Consider the following 18,450-nt stretch of genomic DNA (forward strand, 5'->3'; position numbering starts at 1 on the left):
GCTGGCTCCAGCGGCTGATGGTGCGCGCCAGTGCGGTGAGCAACAGATCGTTGACCTGGGTGCGATAGGCGGCGGGCGCCTGTTGCAGCAACTGGCGGGTGCGCTCGGCGTCGAGGCGCCATTCGATTTTCTCGCCATGCAGGTTGTGCAGGCTGCCATCCGGGCGGTCGCACGGCAGATCCTTGGCACCCTGATGCTGGGCTTTCCAATAACCCAATTGCTCATCGAAACGCGACGCATCCTGCGCCAGACGCGCCGTCCAGCTCTGGAACGCGCTGGTCTTCGCCGGCAACTGAATGCCGCCACCCGCCGCCAGTTGCTCGTAAGCCTGCTGCAGATCTTCCAGCAGCACCCGCCAGGAAACGCCATCGACCGCCAGGTGATGAATGATCAGTGCCAGTCGTTGCGAGCCGTCGGCCATGGTCACCAGCAACGCCCGCAGCAACGGGCCGTTTTGCAGGTCGAGGCTGCGCTGCGCTTCGTTGCACAACACCTGCAACTGTTCGGCAGATTCGGCATCGCGTTGCCACAGCTCAGCGCTGCTCAGCAGCGGGCCGTGGCTTTGCTGCCAGCCTTCGCTGCCTTCGACAAAACGCAGGCGCAAGGCGTCGTGGTGATTGATCAGGTGGGTCAGCGCCGCATCGAGCCATTGCGCGTTCAACGCCTCACGCGGGGTCAGCAGCAACGACTGGTTCCAGTGCTCGCGCACCGGCATCGCGCGGCTGAAGAAATCCTGCTGGATCGGCCCGAGCACGGCGTCGCCGGTCACCGGGCCCTGATCCACCGAGGACAGATGATCGTGGCTCGCGACCAGCGCCAGACTGCGCACGGTCTGGTACTGGAACAGGTCACGCGGGCTGATGCGGATCCCGGCCTGTCGCGCACGGCTGACCACTTGAATCGAGATGATCGAATCGCCGCCCAGTTCGAAGAAGTTGTCTTCGAGGCCGACGCGGTCGAGGCCGAGCACAGCTTCCCAGATCGCCGCGAGGGCTTTCTGCATGGCGTCCTGTGGCGCCACGAACGCCTGTTGTGGCGCGGCATCCGGTTGCGGCAAGGCCTTGCGGTCGAGTTTGCCGTTGGCGGTGACCGGCAATTTATCGAGGGTGATCAGGTAGGTCGGCACCATGAATTCCGGCAGGCTGCCGAGCAGCCACGCCTTGACGTCTTGCTGCCACTGTTCGTCGGCCTGCGCCTGCTCCAGCACCAGATACGCCGCCAGATGCTTGCCGCCCTGCACCAGCACCACCGCCTCACGCACCAGTGAGTGCTGCATCAGGCGGGTCTCGATTTCGCCCAACTCGATGCGCAAACCGCGCAACTTGACCTGATGGTCGAGACGCCCGAGGTATTCGATCACCCCGTCGGCACGCTGCCGCACACGGTCGCCGGTGCGGTACAGGCGCGCGCCGTCATGGAACGGGCACGGCACAAAACGTTCGGCCGTCAGCGCCGGACGCCGGTGATAACTGCGCGCCAGCCCGGCGCCGCCCAGATACAGTTCACCGGCGACACCGCTCGGCACCGGCAGCAACTCGGCATCGAGGACATGGGTGCGCAGGTTGGCGATCGGCCGGCCGATCGGCACGCTGTCCGCGCCTTCATCGACACAGGTCCAGTGGGTGACGTCGATGGCCGCTTCGGTCGGGCCGTACAAGTTATAGAGGCTGGCGTTCGGCAGTTTGGCGAAGACTTGCAGCTGCGCATCCAGCGGCAACGCTTCACCGCTGCAGACAATCCGCTTGAGACCGCTGCAGCTTTCCACGCCGGTCTCGTGAATGAACGCCTGCAACATCGACGGCACAAAGTGCAGCGTGCTGATGCCATAGCGGTTGATGCTATCGATCAGTTGCAGCGGATCACGGTGCGCACCCGGCGCAGCCACCACCAGCCGCGCGCCGGTCAGCAGCGGCCAGAAGAACTCCCACACCGACACGTCGAAACTGAACGGGGTTTTCTGCAGCACCGAATCGCTGGCGTCCAGCGCATAGGCTTCCTGCATCCAGCACAAACGGTTGACCAGCGCCGCGTGGCTGTTGCCGGCGCCCTTCGGCTTGCCGGTGGAACCGGAGGTGTAAATCACGTACGCCAGGTTCAGCGGATCGACGCTGACCTCCGGACGGCTATCACTGTAACAGTCGAGCAGCCCCGGCTGATCCAGGGTGATGACGTTTACGCCGTCAGTCGGCAGCGCTGCCAGCAGCGCCTGTTGCGTCAGCAGCAAGGTGATGCCGCTGTCCTCGATCATGTAGGCCAGACGCTCCTGCGGGTACTCCGGATCCAGCGGCACGTAGGCGCCGCCGGCCTTGAGAATCGCCAGCAGCGCGACGACCATTTCCACCGAACGCAGAGCGCAAACGCCGACCAGACTGTCCGCCTGCACACCTTGTTCGCGCAGCAGATGCGCCAGGCGATTGGCCCGGGCATCCAGTTCGGCGTAACTCAGGGTCTGCTCGCCGAACACCAGTGCCGATGCCTGCGGCGTACGCGCGACCTGCGCTTCGATCAGATGATGAATCGGCGTGTCGCTCGGGTACTGCGCATGGACGTTGTTCCAGTCGTGCACCAGCATGCGCTGCTCGTCTGCCTCCAGCAGCGGCAACTCACCAATGCGCTGCGACGGATCAGCGACCATCGCCGTCAGCAAGCGCAGCCAGTGCCGCGCCATGCGTTCGATGGTCGGTGCATCGAACAGGTCGCTGGCGTAGGTCAGGGCGGCGTGCAGCTTGCCGCCCTTCTCCCAGGTGTCCAGCGTCAGGTCGAACTGGGTGGTGCGGCTCTGCCAGTCGAGGCTGTCGAGTTGCAGGCCGGATGCGGTGCTGATGGTGGCGATATCGGCGACGTGCGGCTGATGGTTGTACATCACCTGGAACAGCGGTGTGTGGCTGAGGCTGCGTTCCAGCTTCAGCGCTTCGACCAGTTGCTCGAACGGCAGATCCTGATGCGCCTGGGCACCGAGCGCGGTTTCCTTGACCGCCCGCAGCAGTTCATCGACCCGGGTCTGGCCGTGCAGCTGCGTGCGCAGCACTTGGGTGTTGACGAAGAAGCCGATCAGGCCCTCAATCTCGCCGCGATTGCGGTTGGCGATCGGCACGCCGACACGCAGGTCGGTCTGCCCGGTGTAACGGTGCAGCAGCGCATTGAAAGCGCCGAGCAGGAACATGAACACGGTGACCTGATGTTGTTGCGCGGTGCTACGCAGTTGCTCGGCGAGTTGGCCGTCGACCGCAAACTCGTAACGAGTGCCGCGATAGCTCGGCATCGCCGGGCGCGAATGATCCAGTGGCAGCTCCAGCACCGGGTGTTCGTCGCCCAGTTGCGCTTGCCAATAGTCGAGCTGGCGCGCCTGCTCACCGGCCTCCAGCCAGCGGCGTTGCCACAGCGCATAGTCGCTGTACTGGATCGGCAGTGGCGGCAATTGCGGCGCCTGCCCGGCGTCGAACGCGTCGTAGCAACGGATGAATTCGTCGATCAACACGTTCATCGACCAGCCATCGGAGACGATGTGATGCAGGGTCAGCAGCAGCACGTGTTCCTGCTCGGCGAGCTTGAGCAAGGTCACTCGCAGCAACGGGCCGACCGCCAGATCAAATGGCAGCACCGACTGCTGTTCGGCGGCGCGGATCACCGCCTGCTCGCGCTCGCTGGCCGGCAATGCGCTGAAGTCTTCCCGGTTAATCAGCAGCGGCGCGGTGGCTGGCACTTGCAGCAGGCTGTCATCGGCCTGGCGCTGGAACACCGTACGCAGGGTTTCGTGACGCTCCACGAGACTGGTGAAGGCTTGCTCCAGCGCCGCCAGGTTCAGCCGCCCGTTGAGCCGCACCGCACCGGGCAGGTTGTAGGCGCCGCTCTGCGGGTCGAGTTGCCACAGGAACCACATGCGGCGCTGCGCGTAAGACAGCGCCTGACGATCCTCGGCTGCGATGCCGGCCGGTATCGGGAACCGCGCGAAATCCACGCCCTCCTTGTGCAGGGCCGCGAGGAACATCTGGCGCTTTTCCAGGGGCAACCCGATAAACCGGCGAGCAAGTTTCAAGGAGTCTTCAGCATTCATTTCTCAGCATCCGGATCAGTAGGCAGGAAGCACAAAGGCACGTCGTCCCTATAAAACGAATGCAGACCGGAAAAATTAGCGAATGAGAACAACTGTCAGACAGACAAAACCCTGTGGGAGCGAGCCTGCTCGCGATAGCGATAGATCAGTCACTGCAACATTGACTGACAGGTCGCTATCGCGAGCAGGCTCGCTCCCACAGGGTCTCGGATGAATCCGCAGAATCGGTTTACACGACGGCCATCAGGCTGTGCCGACGATGATGGCCCTCCAGCTGATCCTTGATCACCTTGAGCACTTTGGCCTCATGCTCATGAATGAAGAAGTGCCCGCCGGCGAGCATGTCCACCGAAAAGCTGCCGCGGGTTTCCTTGCTCCAGCCGATCAGTTGTTCGGTGGTCGCGCGATCCGCCTTGCCGCCCAGCACGTGCACCGGGCAGTTGAGCAACGGCCGCTGCAACGGCTCGAATTTGCCGCAGAGCAGAAAATCCGCGCGCAGGATCGGCAGGGTCAGGCTCATCAGCTCGGCATTGGCCAGCACTTCTTCGCTGGTGCCGTTGAGCGTGCGCAATTGATCGATCAGCTCGGCGTCGGTTTTCGGCTCGGCAAAACCGCGATCGTAATCGGCGCGCATCGTCGGCGCCGCCGTGCCCGAGGCAAACAGCGCCACCGGTTCCGGACAGCCCAATGCGCGCAGCGCGTGAGCGATTTCGCAGGCCAGCAGCGCGCCCAGGCTATGGCCGAACAACGCATACGGCGCTTTGAGATTCGGCCGCAATTCCTTGGCCAGTTGCATCGCCAGCGCACGCATATCCGTGTGCAGCAGCTCGTCGAAACGTGCACCGCGCCCCGGCAGTTCCACCGGTTGCAGTTGCAGCCATTGCGGCAGTTTTGGCCGCCAGCGGCTGTAGACCATGGCGCTGGCGCCGGAGTACGGCAGGCACAGCAGGGTCAGCTTGTTCACCCAGCTTTTCCTCGAAAAATTTGTCTGTAGAGAGAAACGGATTACGCCCCCGGCAAATTAGTCGCGCGCCGGTAAATTGCGCCAACAGGCGCTCGTTAACTGTTCAGGCCAAAACCAATAACGAGGATTCACCGTGGACCTGCAGAGCATCCTGGGCAAGTTGTTCGCCAACGCCGGTGCCGTCGGCATCGAAGGCGTTTTCCAATTCGTGTTTGGCCCGCAGCAGGCCTACTGGTCGGAGGTCAAGGCCAGCAGTCGCACCGCGCCCGGACGCCATCCCAGCCCCGACGTGACCATTGAAGTCGCCGAGAGCGATTTTCTCGGGATCATGGGCGGCCAAGTCAATGTCGAAGAACTGTTCGCCAGCGGACGCCTGAAAATCGGCGGCAACATGGGCCTGGCGACGCTGCTGCCGCAGATAATCGAGCATGCGATGCACGGTGGCGCAGTGGCGCAAAAGGTCGACATGAACAAGCGCTACCCGACCCCGCCACGCTTCAGCGAACAACTCACCGCAGGGCTGCCGGTGCAGACCCGCATCGAGCGCCATGCGCGCGATGAATTGTCGGTCAGCGAATTCAAAAGCAGATACTTGCCCAACGGCATCCCGGTGGTGATCAGCAATGCCTTGCAGGACTGGCCGCTGTTCAAGCTCAGTCGCGAGGAATCACTGGTGCATTTCGCCGAACTGCAGGGCATCACCCGCCACGGCGATTACGTGAAGAAAACCTTTTCCACCGAACGTGATTTCCGCTCGACGTCGATGGCCGAGTTCATTGCCTCGCTGGACCAACCGGCAGTCAAACGGGCTGACGGCGAACCACCGGCCTACATGGGCAACAACATCCTGCCGGCGCAATTGCTGCAGCAGATCAAGTACCCGCCCTACTTCGATGCCTCGCTGTTCATCCCGCCACGCATCTGGATCGGCCCCAAAGGCACGCTGACGCCGCTGCACCGCGACGACACCGACAACCTGTTCGCGCAGGTCTGGGGCCAGAAGCAGTTCACCCTCGCCGCCCCGCATCACCGCGAGGCGCTGGGCACCTGGTCGACAGCGCCAAAGGGTGGCCTGGATGGCTGCGACTTCAACCCCGACGCGCCGGACTACGAGCGCTTTCCCGCAGCACGCGATGTGACGTTCCTGCGCGTGACGCTGGAGGCCGGGGATCTGCTGTTTCTGCCGGAGGGCTGGTTCCATCAGGTGGAATCGGTGTCGACGTCACTGTCGGTGAATTTCTGGGTGAATTCGGGACGTGGTTGGTAACCCATTCGCTGCTTGTGTGGATAACTCTGTGGCGAGGGGATTTATCCCCGATCGACTGCGCAGCAGTCGCAAACTCACCCGGCACGCTTCTTCTGAAGGAAAGGGCTGGCTGGATTTGGGGCTGCTTCGCGGCCCATCGGGGATAAATCCCCTCACCACAACAGCTCATCAATGCCGGGTGGTTATTTCAGGTGCCGATAACTCTGAAACGCCGACGCCAACACCACCGCCCCCGCCACAATCGCCAGCCAGAATCCGCTGCGGGCGCCAAACGCATCCACCAACGCGCCCGAGCCGGCGGCGCCGATCGCCACGCCGATACTCAGCCCCGTCACCAGCCAGGTCAGGCCTTCAGTCAGTTTGGCCGGCGGCACAATGCGCTCGATCAACGCCATGGCAACAATCAGCGTCGGCGAGAAGAACAATCCCGCGACAAACACCGCCAGCGACAAACCGAAAATATTGCTCGCCAGCAACAATGGCAGCGTGGTCACCGCCGTCGCCACGCCGCCGTACAGAAACAGGCGCGGCAACGGCAGTTTCGAACGCATCGCGCCAAACGCAATCCCGGCCAGACACGAGCCGATGGCGTACACCGACAACACGATGCTCGCCGCCGCCGGCTGGCCCTGCTGCTGGGCGAAGGCGACGCTGACCACATCGACCACATCGACCACACCGACGATGACGCCCATGGCAAGCATCAACGCCAGCAGCCATTGCACGTCGGTCGAGCGAATGATCGAACCCTGATGCTGTGATTCCTGCGGGTGCACCGCCGGCTCGGTGCTGCGCTGGGCGACAAACGCCGTCACCCCGATCGCCAGCGCCAACAGCGCGGCCAACGGCCCGGCCTCGGGAAACGCCACTACGCACAAACCCACCGACAGCGGCGGGCCGACGATGAAACAGACTTCATCGAGCACCGATTCCAGCGCATAGGCAGTCTGCAATTGCGGCTGGCCGCGATAGATCTCGGTCCAGCGCGCACGCACCATCGCCGACATGCTCGGCATGCACCCGGCCAGCGCGGCGAAAATGAACAGCGTCCAGGTCGGCGCCTGCAAACGCGTACACAGCAGCAACATCAACAGCGCCCCGCCACCGATCAATGCCGACAACGGCAGCACTTTGCCCTGGCCGAAACGATCCACCAGCCGCGACACCTGCGGCGCACAAAACGCCGTGGCCAGGGCAAACGTCGCCGCCACCGCACCGGCCAGCGCGTACCCGCCCTTGAGCTGCGAGAGCATGGTGATCACGCCGATACCGGTCATGGAAATCGGCATGCGCGCGATCATCCCGGCCAGTACAAAAGCCCGGGCGCCGGGGGCGGTGAATAATTCGCGGTAGGGGTTTGCCATGGGGACAGCCTCATCAGGGGCCGCCAAGTTGCCATAAAGGTTGATGAGCGTGGAAGCGCACAATTGTTGGTGGAATGTGAAGGCCCCTTCGCGAGCAAGCCCGCTCCCACGGGGGGCAGCGCATTCTAACCGTGGGAGCGAGCCTGCTCGCGAAGAGGCCGGCATATTCACCACAACACCGCACCGTCGAATGAACTCTCATGGCTTGCGACCAGTCAGCTAAATAGGCCCTCACTCAAGGCACGACTTCGCATGCAAATATCCCTCGCCCGCCAAGTGGCACTGGTCACCGGCGCCAGCTCCGGCATCGGCCACGCTGCCGCCAAAGCGCTGGCTGCTGCCGGCGCAGCCGTCGTGATCAATTACAACCGTCAGGCCGAACCTGCCGAGGCGCTGGCGCAGCAAATCATCGCCGACGGCGGTCAGGCACTGGCCATCGGCGCCGATGTGTCGAAGGAAGACGAGGTTGAACGGCTGTTCGCCGAGACCCTCGAGGCCTTTGGCTCGCTGGATATTCTGGTGGCCAACTCCGGCCTGCAAAAGGATGCCGCTGCGGTCGACATGACCCTCGAAGACTGGAACACGGTGATCGGCGTCAACCTCACCGGCCAGTTCCTCTGCGCCCGCGCCGCGCTACGGATTTTCAATCGCCAGGGTGTGCGTGAAGGCGTGTCCCGCGCGGCCGGCAAGATCATTCACATGAGCTCCGTACACCAGCGCATTCCGTGGGCCGGGCATGTCAACTATGCGGCGTCCAAGGGCGGCGTCGATCAGTTGATGCAGACCCTCGCCCAGGAAGTCAGCCAGCAGCGCATCCGTATCAACGGCATCGCGCCGGGGGCGATTCGCACGGCAATCAATCAAGAAGCCACAGAAGGCGCGGCCGGTGAGAAGCTGCTGGATCTGATCCCTTACGGTCGCATCGGCGATGTCGAGGACATCGCCAACGCGGTGGTGTTTCTCGCTTCCGACGCCGCCGACTACATCGTCGGCACCACCCTGTTCATCGACGGCGGCATGAGTCTTTATCCGGAGTTTCGTGGCAATGGCTGAGCATCATCCTGAACGACAAAGCCCGATCGACGCCCACGGCATCATCGGTGATCTGCGCAGTGCCGCACTGGTCAACGACAAGGGCAGCGTGGATTTTTTCTGCTGGCCGGAATTCGACAGCCCGTCGATCTTCTGTTCACTGCTCGACACGCCCGAGGCAGGAATTTTCCAGCTCGCCCCGGACTTGCCCGATGCCCGACGCGAACAGATCTACCTGCCGGACACCAACGTTCTGCAAACGCGCTGGCTCAGCGAACAGGCCGTGGTGGAAATCACCGATCTGCTGCCGATCGGCGACAGTGTCGATGACCTGCCGTTGCTGATGCGCCGGGTGCGGGTGGTCAGCGGTGAAGCGACGTTTCACATGCGCTGCGCGGTGCGCCATGACTATGCCCGCGCCAACACTCGGGCGCAGATGGACGAACAATCGGTGGTTTTCAGCGCCGAAGGTCAGCCGTCGTTGCGGCTGGTGACGGATCAGGCGTTGCACATCGATGGCGAAGCGGCCGTTGCTTCCTTCAGCTTGAAACAGGATCAGCACGCCGAATTCGTCCTCGGTGGCGCCGACGATCCGCGCTTCAAGGATGACGGCGCAAAAATGTGCCTGGAGCGCACGCTGAAGTTCTGGCGCGACTGGATCGGCCAGTCCAACTACCGCGGGCGCTGGCGGGAGATGGTCAATCGTTCGGCCCTCGCGTTGAAGCTGCTGACCTCGCGCAAGCACGGCGCGATCCTCGCCGCCGCCACCTTCGGCCTGCCGGAAACCCCCGGCGGCGAGCGCAACTGGGACTATCGCTACACCTGGATCCGCGACGCTTCATTCACCGTCTACGCGTTCATGCGCCTGGGTTTTGTCGACGAGGCCAACGCCTACATGGGCTGGCTGCGTGGGCGGGTCAGCGATTGTCAGGGAAATTCGACCAAACTCAACATCCTCTATGCGATCGACGGTCGCCAGGAGCTGCCGGAAACCGAACTCACGCACCTTTCCGGTCATGGTGGCGCGCAACCGGTGCGCATCGGCAATGGCGCGTACGATCAGATTCAGCTCGATATCTTTGGCGAACTGATGGACGCGGTGTACCTGGTCAACAAGTACGGCGACGCGATTTCCCACCAGGGCTGGAAACACGTGCGCGAAGTGGTCGATCAGGTGTGTGAGACCTGGCAGACAACCGATGTAGGCATTTGGGAAATGCGCGGTGAGCAACATCACTTCTTGCACTCGCGGTTGATGTGTTGGGTGGCGCTTGACCGGGCCATCCGCCTGGCCTCGAAACGCTCGCTGCCGGCGCCGTTCGTCCAGTGGGATCAGACCCGGCAGGCGATCTACGCCGACATCTGGGACAACTTCTGGGATGAGGAGCGCGGGCATTTCGTCCAGTACAAGGGCGGCACCGCGCTCGACGGCTCGATGCTGCTGATGCCGCTGGTGCGTTTCGTCAGCGCCAAGGACCCACGCTGGTTATCGACTCTGGAAGCGATCGAAAAGTCTCTGGTGCGCGACGGCATGGTCTACCGCTACCGTAACGATGACGCCAATATCGACGGTTTGGCCGGCACCGAAGGCGCCTTCGCCGCTTGCTCGTTCTGGTACGTCGAATGCCTGGCCCGGGCCGGTCAGGTGGAAAAGGCGCATCTTGAGTTTGAACAACTGCTGCGCTACGCAAACCCGCTGGGGCTGTACGCCGAAGAGTTCGACAGCAAGGGCCGCCATCTGGGCAATACCCCGCAGGCACTGACGCACTTGGCGCTGATCAGTGCGGCGAGTTTTCTTGATCGGCGTTTGAGTGGGGAGAAGAGTGTTTGGCAGCCGTAATTTCGTCAGTGTCTGTAGGAAATATGCCGCATCAGCGCGCTTCGCCGGGCTAACCCCTACACAGAAATAAACAGAATCAGATCTCCTGTGGTGAGGGGATTTATCCCCGACGGGCTGCGCAGCGGCCCCGCTCTTTGCCTGCTTATTTGTTCGGCAGTACCGCATTGCATGGCTTTGCGACTGCTGCGCAGCCGATCGGGGATGAATCCCCTCGCCACAGTTTGCGTGGTTTGTTCCTGCTTCTTCTAAACAACACCCAGGCAAATCCCTCCCCCGCAACCTGCACTTACACCCTGAAATACCCTGTTGCCAGCTGTTACATCCCCCCCTACCATCCACCGCAACGGGCACAGCGGAGCTGTCCAATAAAACCCGAATTCAAGGAACCAGAATGACCCAGCACGTCCACCGCCCCATCGCCACGCCCCTGCGCACCGGCCTGACCCGCACCCAACTGTGGGAAGCCGCCGACAAAGGCCTGATCAAGTGCTGGGAAATCGGCCGCCAGCGCGCCACCCGCTTCCCCGACCTTGCGCAACAATGCCTCGCCGGCGAACTGCCGGTGCTCGGCTGGAAAGGTGGCGTGAGCCGCAGCCTGAAGAAAAACGAGAAATACGGCTCGCTGAAATACCTCGCCCAGTGGCAGGGCTTGCGGGGCGAGGATCTGGATATTGATCTGGGTGAGGAACGTTCGCTGACCTGCTCGCGGACGAAGATGCGGGTAACGTTTACCCCGGATCGGACGAAGTATTTCAATCAGGTGGCGGAAGCTGAGGCTTAAGGAGAAGCAACCCCGGCAAGTGACGCTTCACCTGTGGCGAGGGAGCTTGCTCCCGGCGGGTTGCGAAGCGACCCCATACTTCAATGGACCTGCTGCGCAGGCCTGCGGGAGCAAGCTCCCTCGCCACAAAGGAATGGTCTAGTGTTGCCTGACGCCCAATTGCTGTGGAGTCTGCCGTGTCTGACATTCAACGCGTACCGACACCCAACTTGAGCGTTGCCTTTGAACAGCACGGCCCGTCCAGCGGCGACGCGGTCATATTGCTGCATGGCTTCCCCTACTCGCCTCGGGCGTACGACGAAATCGCCCCGGTCCTCGCCGCCCACGGTTATCGGGTGATCGTCCCGTACCTGCGCGGTTACGGGCCGACTCGCTTCAACCACCCCGAAACACTGCGCTCCGGCCAGCAAGCAGCCCTCGCTCAGGACTTGCTGGAGTTGATGGATGCATTGGGTATCGAACAGGCCACGCTTTGCGGTTACGACTGGGGCGGTCGGGCAGCGTGCATCGTTGCGGCGCTGTTTCCCGAGCGGGTGCGCGGGTTGGTGACGGGGGATGGCTATAACGTGCAGGACATCGCCAATTCGACCCGACCACTGGATCCCGAGACCGAGCACCGTTATTGGTACCAGTACTATTTCCACACGCCACGCGGCGTCGCGGGCCTGACGCAAAATCGGCGGGCGTTCTGTGAGCTGCTGTGGAAATTGTGGTCACCGACCTGGGCACGCAACGCCGAACGTTATCCGCTGAGCGCTACGGCCTTCGACAACCCGGATTTTGTTGACGTGGTGATCCATTCCTACCGTCATCGCTTCATGTATGCCGCAGGCGATCCGGCGCTGCAATGGATCGAAGACGCGTTGATCAAACAACCGCCGATCAGTGTGCCGACTATTTCTCTGTGCGGTGCCGATGACGGGGTCGGCCCGGCGCCGGAAATAGATGACGACATTGCGCACTTCACCGGCCCGTACGAAAGGCGCGTCCTGCCCGGTATCGGCCACAACATTCCCGAAGAAGCACCGCAGCAAACCCTCAAGGCATTACTGGATCTGCTCCAGCACTGACCGAAAACCGCTCCCGATACGCCTGCGGCGTCACCCCGATCGCCCGCAGAAAACTGCGGCGCAATGTTTCTTCACTGCCAAACCCGCAATTGGCCGCAATCCGTTTCACCGGCAGCCCGGTGTCACTGAGCAGACGCCGGGCGGTTTCGACGCGGATCAGTTCGATGGCGCGGGCCGGGGTCTGGCCGGTGTCGGCGCGGTAGTGGCGGACGAAACTGCGTTCGCTCATGCCGGCCTGTTCGGCCAGGGTCGGCACGCCGAGGTCGCAGGTGAGGTTTTCGGCGATCCAGGCGTGCAGCTCATCAAAGCGATTGCCCTGATTCTGCAGGGCCAGGGTCACGCTGAACTGCGACTGCCCGCCGGGGCGTTTGAGGAACACCACCAGATGCCGGGCGACGTCGAGGGCGATATCGCGGCCCAGATCTTCCTCGACCATCGCCAGCGCCAGATCGATGCCGGCGGTGACGCCGGCCGAGGTCCAGACCGGGCCGTCGTTGATGAAGATCGGGTTGGCTTCGACCTGCAGCTTCGGGTGCTGCTGGGCCAGTTGTTCGCAGCGGGTCCAATGGGTGACCACGCGACGTCCGTCGAGCCAGCCGCTCGCCGCCAGTAGAAATGCCCCCGTACACACCGAGGCGACGCGTCGGCATTTCGCCGCATGCTCCCGCACCCAGTCCACCAGTGCCAAATCCTCCGCCGCCGGGTAAATGCCCCAGCCACCGGCGATGATCAAGGTATCGCTGTCCTGCTGCGGCAACGGTTCGGCCAACACCGCCAGCCCCGCCGAGGACATCACCGCCCCACCCTCACTGGCGATCACCGACGGCGCATACGGCACCGGCAAGCCGCGCTGGCGAGCGATGTCGTTGGCCGAGGCGAACACTTGCAGCGGGCCGGTGACGTCGAGGATCTGCATGTTGGCGAACGCGAGCACGTGAATGGCTTTGGGCATTTGGCGTAATTCGTGGGGTTATTGGCGTATACGCCAGAACCTACGCGCCTACAGTGAAGCCGTCCACCCCTCAAATGGAGAAATCCCCCATGACGTTGCAGATCGGTTTTCTGTTGTTTCCGCAGGTGCAGCAACTCGACCTGACCGGTCCCTATGACGTGCTGGCCTCGCTGTCGGATGTGCAGGTGCATCTGATCTGGAAAGATCTGGTGCCGGTCACCGCCAGCACCGGCCTGCTGTTGAAACCGACCACCACCTTCGAGGACTGCCCGAATCTGGATGTGATCTGCATTCCCGGCGGCGCCGGGGTCGGGCCGCTGATGGAAGATGAGCAGACGCTGGGGTTCATCAAGCGTCAGGCGGCGCAGGCCAGGTATGTGACGTCGGTGTGCACCGGTTCGCTGGTGCTGGGCGCGGCGGGACTGCTGAAAGGCAAACGTGCGACCACCCACTGGGCCTATCACGAACTGCTGCCGAAACTCGGCGCGATTGCGGTGCAGGACCGGGTGGTGCGCGACGGCAATCTGTTTACCGGTGGCGGGATTACCGCAGGCATCGACTTTGCGCTGGTGCTGGCCGCCGAACTGGTGGGGGCCGAGGCGGCGCAGTTGATTCAACTGCAGCTGGAATATGCGCCGGCACCGCCGTTTGAATCGGGCAGCCCGCAGACGGCGCCGAGTGCTGTCGTCGATGAGGCTCGGCACCGTGCAGCGCCTTCGTTGAAACTGCGCACGGAAATCACCGAGCGCGCGGCGGCGAAACTCGATCTGCGCTGATTCCTCAGCCACACAGATCTACTGTGAGAGCGGGCTTGCTCGCGAATGCGGTGTATCCGTCGAGATTTTTATCGCCTGACACACCGCATTCGCGAGCAAGCCCGCTCCCACAATGGGTTTTGTGGATGGCCTCAGGTTTGGAGCCTGTCCCCGCATCCCGCCTCACCTTTACTTGTCCCCACGCCCTCACCCGTGTAGAAAGCCCTTCCACAAAATTCTGCACAAGGACTTTCGATGAAGGCGTTGCCATGGCTCTATCTGGCACTTCTCAGCCTCGGTTATGGATTGGCGTTGAGCTTTGGCCAACTCGGCTGGCTCGCGCTGATCTCCGTGGGACTATTGCTGGTGACCGGTTTCGCCGTGCGCCAACAGCAGGTGCCGGTGGCGCGCCTGTTGGGGCATGCCGTGTTCATCTTCCTCGCCCTGTCGCTGGCGCTGCACTGGTTGCCGGGATTCGCCAACGGCCGGGCCATTGCCCCGCTGCGTTTCACCGACGACGCTGTGCCGTTTGCGATGTACCTGAATCTGGATAAACCCTTGATCGGCTTCTGGCTGTTGCTCGCCTGCCCGTGGATTGTCGCGGCACGCTCGCTGCGTCCGACGGTGTACGCCAGCGTCCTCGCCCTGACGTTGAGCGCCGTCCTGGCACTGGGCGGCGCACTGTTGTTCGGCATGATTGCCTGGGCGCCGAAGTGGCCTGATCAGGCATGGCTGTGGCTGCTGAACAATTTGCTGTTGGTGACGCTGGTCGAGGAAGCGCTGTTTCGCGGCTATATACAGGGCGGTTTGAGCCGCCTGTTCAAGCACCTGCCCCACGGCGACAACCTCGCTCTGCTGCTGGCGTCGCTGATCTTTGCCCTGGCGCATCTGGGCGCGGGATGGCACTGGGTGTTGCTGGCGGGTCTGGCGGGTGTCGGCTATGGTCTGGCCTACCGTTTCGGTGGCCTTGCTGCGGCGATCGCCACGCATTTCGGGCTGAACCTGCTGCATTTTGCGCTGTTTACCTATCCGATGCTGGCCGGTTGAAGCAAGAGCGGTTTTGCGACGCCGTACTTATATCTGAAAAAAAACTTCAATAATTTCCTGACAGCGCCGACAACCTTTCAAAGCCTTGCGGATTGAAAAACCATGCGTAATAACCAGCCCATTACACAACGCGAACGGACTTTCCCGGCTCAGCAGCGGTTGATTTCCACAACCGACGCTAAAGGCGTGATCACCTACTGCAACGACGCTTTCGTCGAAATCAGCGGGTTTTCGCGTGAAGAGCTGATCCGTGCGCCGCACAACCTGGTTCGTCACCCCGACGTCCCGGCTGCGGTGTTTTCGCACATGTGGGGCACACTGAAACAAGGCTTGCCATGGATGGGCATTGTCAAGAATCGCTGCAAATCCGGTGACCACTACTGGGTGAACGCCTACGTGACACCGGTGTTCGACGGCAATCAGGTGGTCGGTTACGAGTCGGTGCGGATCAAACCCACCGCCGAACAGATCCGCCGTGCCGAAGCGCTCTACCAACGCATCAACCAGGGCAAGTCGGCAATCCCTTCCAGCGACAAATGGCTGCCGGTGCTGCAGGACTGGCTGCCATTCATTCTGGTCAGCCAGTTGAGCTTCGTGATCGGCGCGACCCTTAACTCGCACTGGGGCTTTGCCCTCGCTGCCGGCTTGTCGGTGCCGCTGGGCCTGATGGGCCTGCAATGGCAGCAACGCGGGCTCAAGCGCCTGCTGCGTCTGGCCGAGCAGACCACCTCCGACCCGCTGATCGCGCAGATGTACACCGACAGCCGTGGCGCGCAGGCGCGTCTGGAAATGTCGATCCTCAGCCAGGAAGCGCGCCTGAAAACCTGCCTGACCCGTCTGCAGGACACCGCCGAGCACCTGACCGATCAAGCGAAACAGTCCGACGCCCTGGCGCACAACAGCTCCAGCGGTCTGGAACGCCAGCGCGTGGAAACCGAACAGGTCGCCACCGCCGTCAACCAGATGGCCGCCACCACGCAGGAAGTGGCCAGCCACGTACAGCGCACAGCCGACGCCACCCAGGAAGCCAACCGCCTGACCGGTCGCGGCCGCGACATCGCCGGCGAAACCCGCGAAGCCATCCAGCGCCTGTCGGTGGTGGTCGGCGAAACCGGCCTGACCGTCACCCAACTGGCCAAGGACAGCGACGAAATCGGCGGCGTGGTCGACGTGATCAAAGGCATCGCCGACCAGACCAACCTGCTCGCCCTCAACGCCGCCATCGAAGCGGCACGTGCCGGCGAAATGGGCCGTGGCTTCGCCGTGGTGGCTGATGAAGTCCGTCAACTGGCGCAACGCACCAGCGAATCCACCGGGCAGATCCATGCCCTGATCGCCAAGCTGCAGCAGACTGCCTCCAGCGCCGTGCAAACCATGGAAGCCGGGCATCGCCAGGCCGAAGAAGGTGTGGCGCGGGTACTGGAAGCGGATCAGGCATTGGTCGGCATCAGCGAAGCGGTGGCCAACATCACGGACATGACCACCCAGATCGCTGCAGCGACGGAAGAGCAAAGTGCCGTGGCTGAAGAAATCAGCCGCAACATCAGCAACATTTCGGAACTGGCGGACCAGACCTCGGAACAGGCGCATAACTCGGCGTTGCTGAGTGAAGAGCTGACCAAGACTGCGAATACTCAGTATTCGTTGGTGGAGCGGTTTAACCGCTAAAAGCAAAAGATCGCAGCCTGCGGCAGCTCCTACACCGATCACCTGTAGAGCTGCCGAAGGCTGCGATCTTTTGACCTGGAAGCCCGGGCAGCGAAAGCGTCCGGGCTTTTTGTTGCCGGTCTGAAACTGATGGTGTCTGGCAGACCGCATTCGCGAGCAAGCTCGCTCCCACATTCAGTCCTGTGTACGCAGAACCAATGTGGGAGCGAGCTTGCTCGCGTAGAGGCCATAACGGCCAGCGAATTATTGAGGCAACCGCAGTTTGTCCAGCAGTCGATTGACCAACAGCTCGTTCAACATGATCAGCTGTTGCAGCGCCAGCAGCGGTTTGCGCTCCGGGCCGCCGATTGAGTTGGCGATATTGCCAGCCATGACTTTGGCCGACGACAACGATTCGCAAGCCTCGGCGATCAAGAGGAGGTGCAGCGAAGCAAACCGTAGGCGCTGCCCCCCGGATCGATCCCGGAGCGAAGGAACCCCGAGCTCCAGCGAGCGGGCCGAACGTTGGAACAAGCGTTTTTTTGCTTACTTTTGAGGTATTTGTCAAAAAAGTGAGTCGTCGTAAGGGCGAAACCTTAAGTGGCCGTTACCGCGGCAATGGATATTCACGCAGTCTCGGCAACGTTATTAGCTGACCAGCACATATAAGTCTGGTTGCCTAGCTGTCAGATCTGACAGTAGACGCACACCTGTTCAAGCGCATATCAAGAAAAACCGTAATTGCAGTCGGTTGTAACACCTCCTCTCAATCTAAAAGGCAGGTTTAACAATGACCACGCACGTTATGTTTCTCCCGAAAAAACCGCTCGTCAGTGATGACAGGTTTCAATGGAGATTGGGCGGTAAACGGAAAACAGCGAAATTCAGATCTTTCTATCAGGACGAGTTCTTGGGCGAGCGGTATTGGTCCATCAGTGGAGGAACAGGAAATTTCGACGATGAAAGCTATTTTTCATTCTCCATGACTCTGCCCTACCAATCCGATGAGTCACTCACAGGCGTCTATAACTTCGACAACGGGCTGACATTTGTTCACAGCCATTGGATCCCTGCGCCGCCGGGATTTATCGGAATGGCTTCGGTGGACGCCGACTCGGCGATCCTCAGCGTTAAATATGATGCTGAAACGGATATCGCTACGGGATCATTCGAGGCCGTATTCAAAAGTCATCGCTATCGCCTGAATCCCAAGGGGACTTTCACCATGACGAGACTGAGACCGTCGGATGCTGGCTAGATCTGGCAGGGGTGCTCGCTGCAACTCCGGAGGAGTACCCCTTCAATGTAATTTGAAAGAATGACTCCTTGGAGCTGCCGCAGGCTGCGATCTTTTGATCGTGAAAAACCGGTTAGCGAAAGCCTCCGGGGTTTTATTGCCTGTTAGAAATGGATGGCGCGCGGAAGACAGCTTTCGCGAGCAGGCTCGCTCCCACAGTAGGGCCGGGTACTTCAGTAAGGAATTGGTCGGCTGCCAGGCCGCCATCGCTGGCAAGCCAGCTCCCACAGGAATTGCGTGCAGTCAGTAAGAGAATAGTCGGCTGTCAGGCCGCCTTCGCGAGCAAGCCCGCTCCCACAGGGATTGCGTGCAGTCAGTAAGAGAATAGTCGGCTGTCAGGCCGCCTTCGCGAGCAAGCCCGCTCCCACAGGGATTGCGTG

The 18,450-nt window shown here is 61.9% G+C and carries 14 protein-coding genes (1 of these 14 cut by a window edge); 9 read left to right on the plus strand and 5 right to left on the minus strand.

Translation table 11 applies throughout. The features are described from left to right. Window positions 1-4,054 carry the 5' end (the start) of a non-ribosomal peptide synthetase gene (locus AC3WMV_RS14200; RefSeq protein WP_103368410.1) on the minus strand. It extends 8,267 nt beyond the left edge of the window, so only the first 4,054 of its 12,321 coding nucleotides appear in the window; it begins with the start codon at window positions 4,052-4,054; the stop codon falls past the left edge of the window. A gap of 229 nt (window positions 4,055-4,283) precedes the next feature. Continuing rightward, window positions 4,284-5,018 (minus strand): thioesterase II family protein, encoded by a 735-nt coding sequence (locus AC3WMV_RS14205; RefSeq protein ID WP_096797563.1) that lies wholly within the window; start codon window positions 5,016-5,018, stop codon window positions 4,284-4,286. 133 nt (window positions 5,019-5,151) lie between these two features. Between AC3WMV_RS14205 and AC3WMV_RS14210 the strand changes: the two genes are divergently transcribed. Beyond that, window positions 5,152-6,285 carry a cupin-like domain-containing protein gene (locus tag AC3WMV_RS14210; RefSeq protein ID WP_103368409.1) on the plus strand — a complete coding sequence of 378 codons (1,134 nt, stop codon included), beginning with the start codon at window positions 5,152-5,154 and terminating at the stop codon, window positions 6,283-6,285. Window positions 6,286-6,467: 182 nt separating this feature from the next. Here AC3WMV_RS14210 and AC3WMV_RS14215 read toward each other — a convergent pair whose 3' ends face one another. After that, window positions 6,468-7,649 (minus strand): MFS transporter, encoded by a 1,182-nt coding sequence (locus tag AC3WMV_RS14215; protein ID WP_103368408.1) that lies wholly within the window; start codon window positions 7,647-7,649, stop codon window positions 6,468-6,470. 252 nt (window positions 7,650-7,901) lie between these two features. Between AC3WMV_RS14215 and AC3WMV_RS14220 the strand changes: the two genes are divergently transcribed. From AC3WMV_RS14220 to AC3WMV_RS14235, 4 genes are all read left to right on the plus strand, one after another. Continuing rightward, the gene (locus tag AC3WMV_RS14220) at window positions 7,902-8,702 is read left to right on the plus strand and encodes a glucose 1-dehydrogenase (protein WP_103368407.1); all 801 of its coding nucleotides are present in this window, start codon (window positions 7,902-7,904) and stop codon (window positions 8,700-8,702) included. Further along, window positions 8,695-10,521 carry a glycoside hydrolase family 15 protein gene (locus AC3WMV_RS14225; RefSeq protein WP_103368406.1) on the plus strand — a complete coding sequence of 609 codons (1,827 nt, stop codon included), beginning with the start codon at window positions 8,695-8,697 and terminating at the stop codon, window positions 10,519-10,521. The genes AC3WMV_RS14220 and AC3WMV_RS14225 overlap by 8 nt, the downstream gene beginning before the upstream one ends. Window positions 10,522-10,912: 391 nt before the next feature. Further along, a complete protein-coding gene (locus AC3WMV_RS14230; protein WP_027614207.1) occupies window positions 10,913-11,302 on the plus strand; it encodes a hypothetical protein in 390 nt (129 codons plus the stop codon). A gap of 176 nt (window positions 11,303-11,478) precedes the next feature. Next, complete coding sequence (locus AC3WMV_RS14235; RefSeq protein WP_103368405.1) at window positions 11,479-12,372, plus strand: alpha/beta fold hydrolase; 894 nt, start codon at window positions 11,479-11,481, stop codon at window positions 12,370-12,372. Here AC3WMV_RS14235 and AC3WMV_RS14240 read toward each other — a convergent pair. Beyond that, entirely contained in the window at window positions 12,341-13,324 is a 984-nt protein-coding gene (locus AC3WMV_RS14240) for a GlxA family transcriptional regulator (protein WP_103368404.1), read from the minus strand. The genes AC3WMV_RS14235 and AC3WMV_RS14240 overlap by 32 nt on opposite strands. Before the next feature lie 89 nt (window positions 13,325-13,413). Here AC3WMV_RS14240 and inhA point away from each other — a divergent pair, with 89 nt between their 5' ends. From inhA to AC3WMV_RS14255, 3 genes are all read left to right on the plus strand, one after another. Next, on the plus strand, window positions 13,414-14,100 hold the full coding sequence (gene inhA, locus AC3WMV_RS14245; RefSeq protein WP_103368403.1) for an isonitrile hydratase: 687 nt from the start codon (window positions 13,414-13,416) through the stop codon (window positions 14,098-14,100). Window positions 14,101-14,334: 234 nt separating this feature from the next. After that, window positions 14,335-15,126: a CPBP family intramembrane glutamic endopeptidase gene (locus AC3WMV_RS14250; protein ID WP_103368402.1), complete on the plus strand. Its 792-nt coding sequence runs from the start codon at window positions 14,335-14,337 to the stop codon at window positions 15,124-15,126. A 102-nt stretch (window positions 15,127-15,228) separates the two neighbouring features. After that, the gene (locus tag AC3WMV_RS14255) at window positions 15,229-16,794 is read left to right on the plus strand and encodes a methyl-accepting chemotaxis protein (RefSeq protein WP_003223402.1); all 1,566 of its coding nucleotides are present in this window, start codon (window positions 15,229-15,231) and stop codon (window positions 16,792-16,794) included. A 243-nt stretch (window positions 16,795-17,037) separates the two neighbouring features. On the opposite strand, the gene AC3WMV_RS14260 is transcribed toward AC3WMV_RS14255, so the two are convergent. Beyond that, the gene (locus tag AC3WMV_RS14260) at window positions 17,038-17,307 is read right to left on the minus strand and encodes a DUF6124 family protein (protein WP_492561392.1); all 270 of its coding nucleotides are present in this window, start codon (window positions 17,305-17,307) and stop codon (window positions 17,038-17,040) included. A 256-nt stretch (window positions 17,308-17,563) separates the two neighbouring features. Between AC3WMV_RS14260 and AC3WMV_RS14265 the strand changes: the two genes are divergently transcribed. After that, window positions 17,564-18,031 carry a hypothetical protein gene (locus tag AC3WMV_RS14265; RefSeq protein ID WP_098967989.1) on the plus strand — a complete coding sequence of 156 codons (468 nt, stop codon included), beginning with the start codon at window positions 17,564-17,566 and terminating at the stop codon, window positions 18,029-18,031. Window positions 18,032-18,450: the final 419 nt, after the last annotated feature.

It is taken from the genome of Pseudomonas sp. FW305-3-2-15-E-TSA4, from assembly GCF_058787295.1.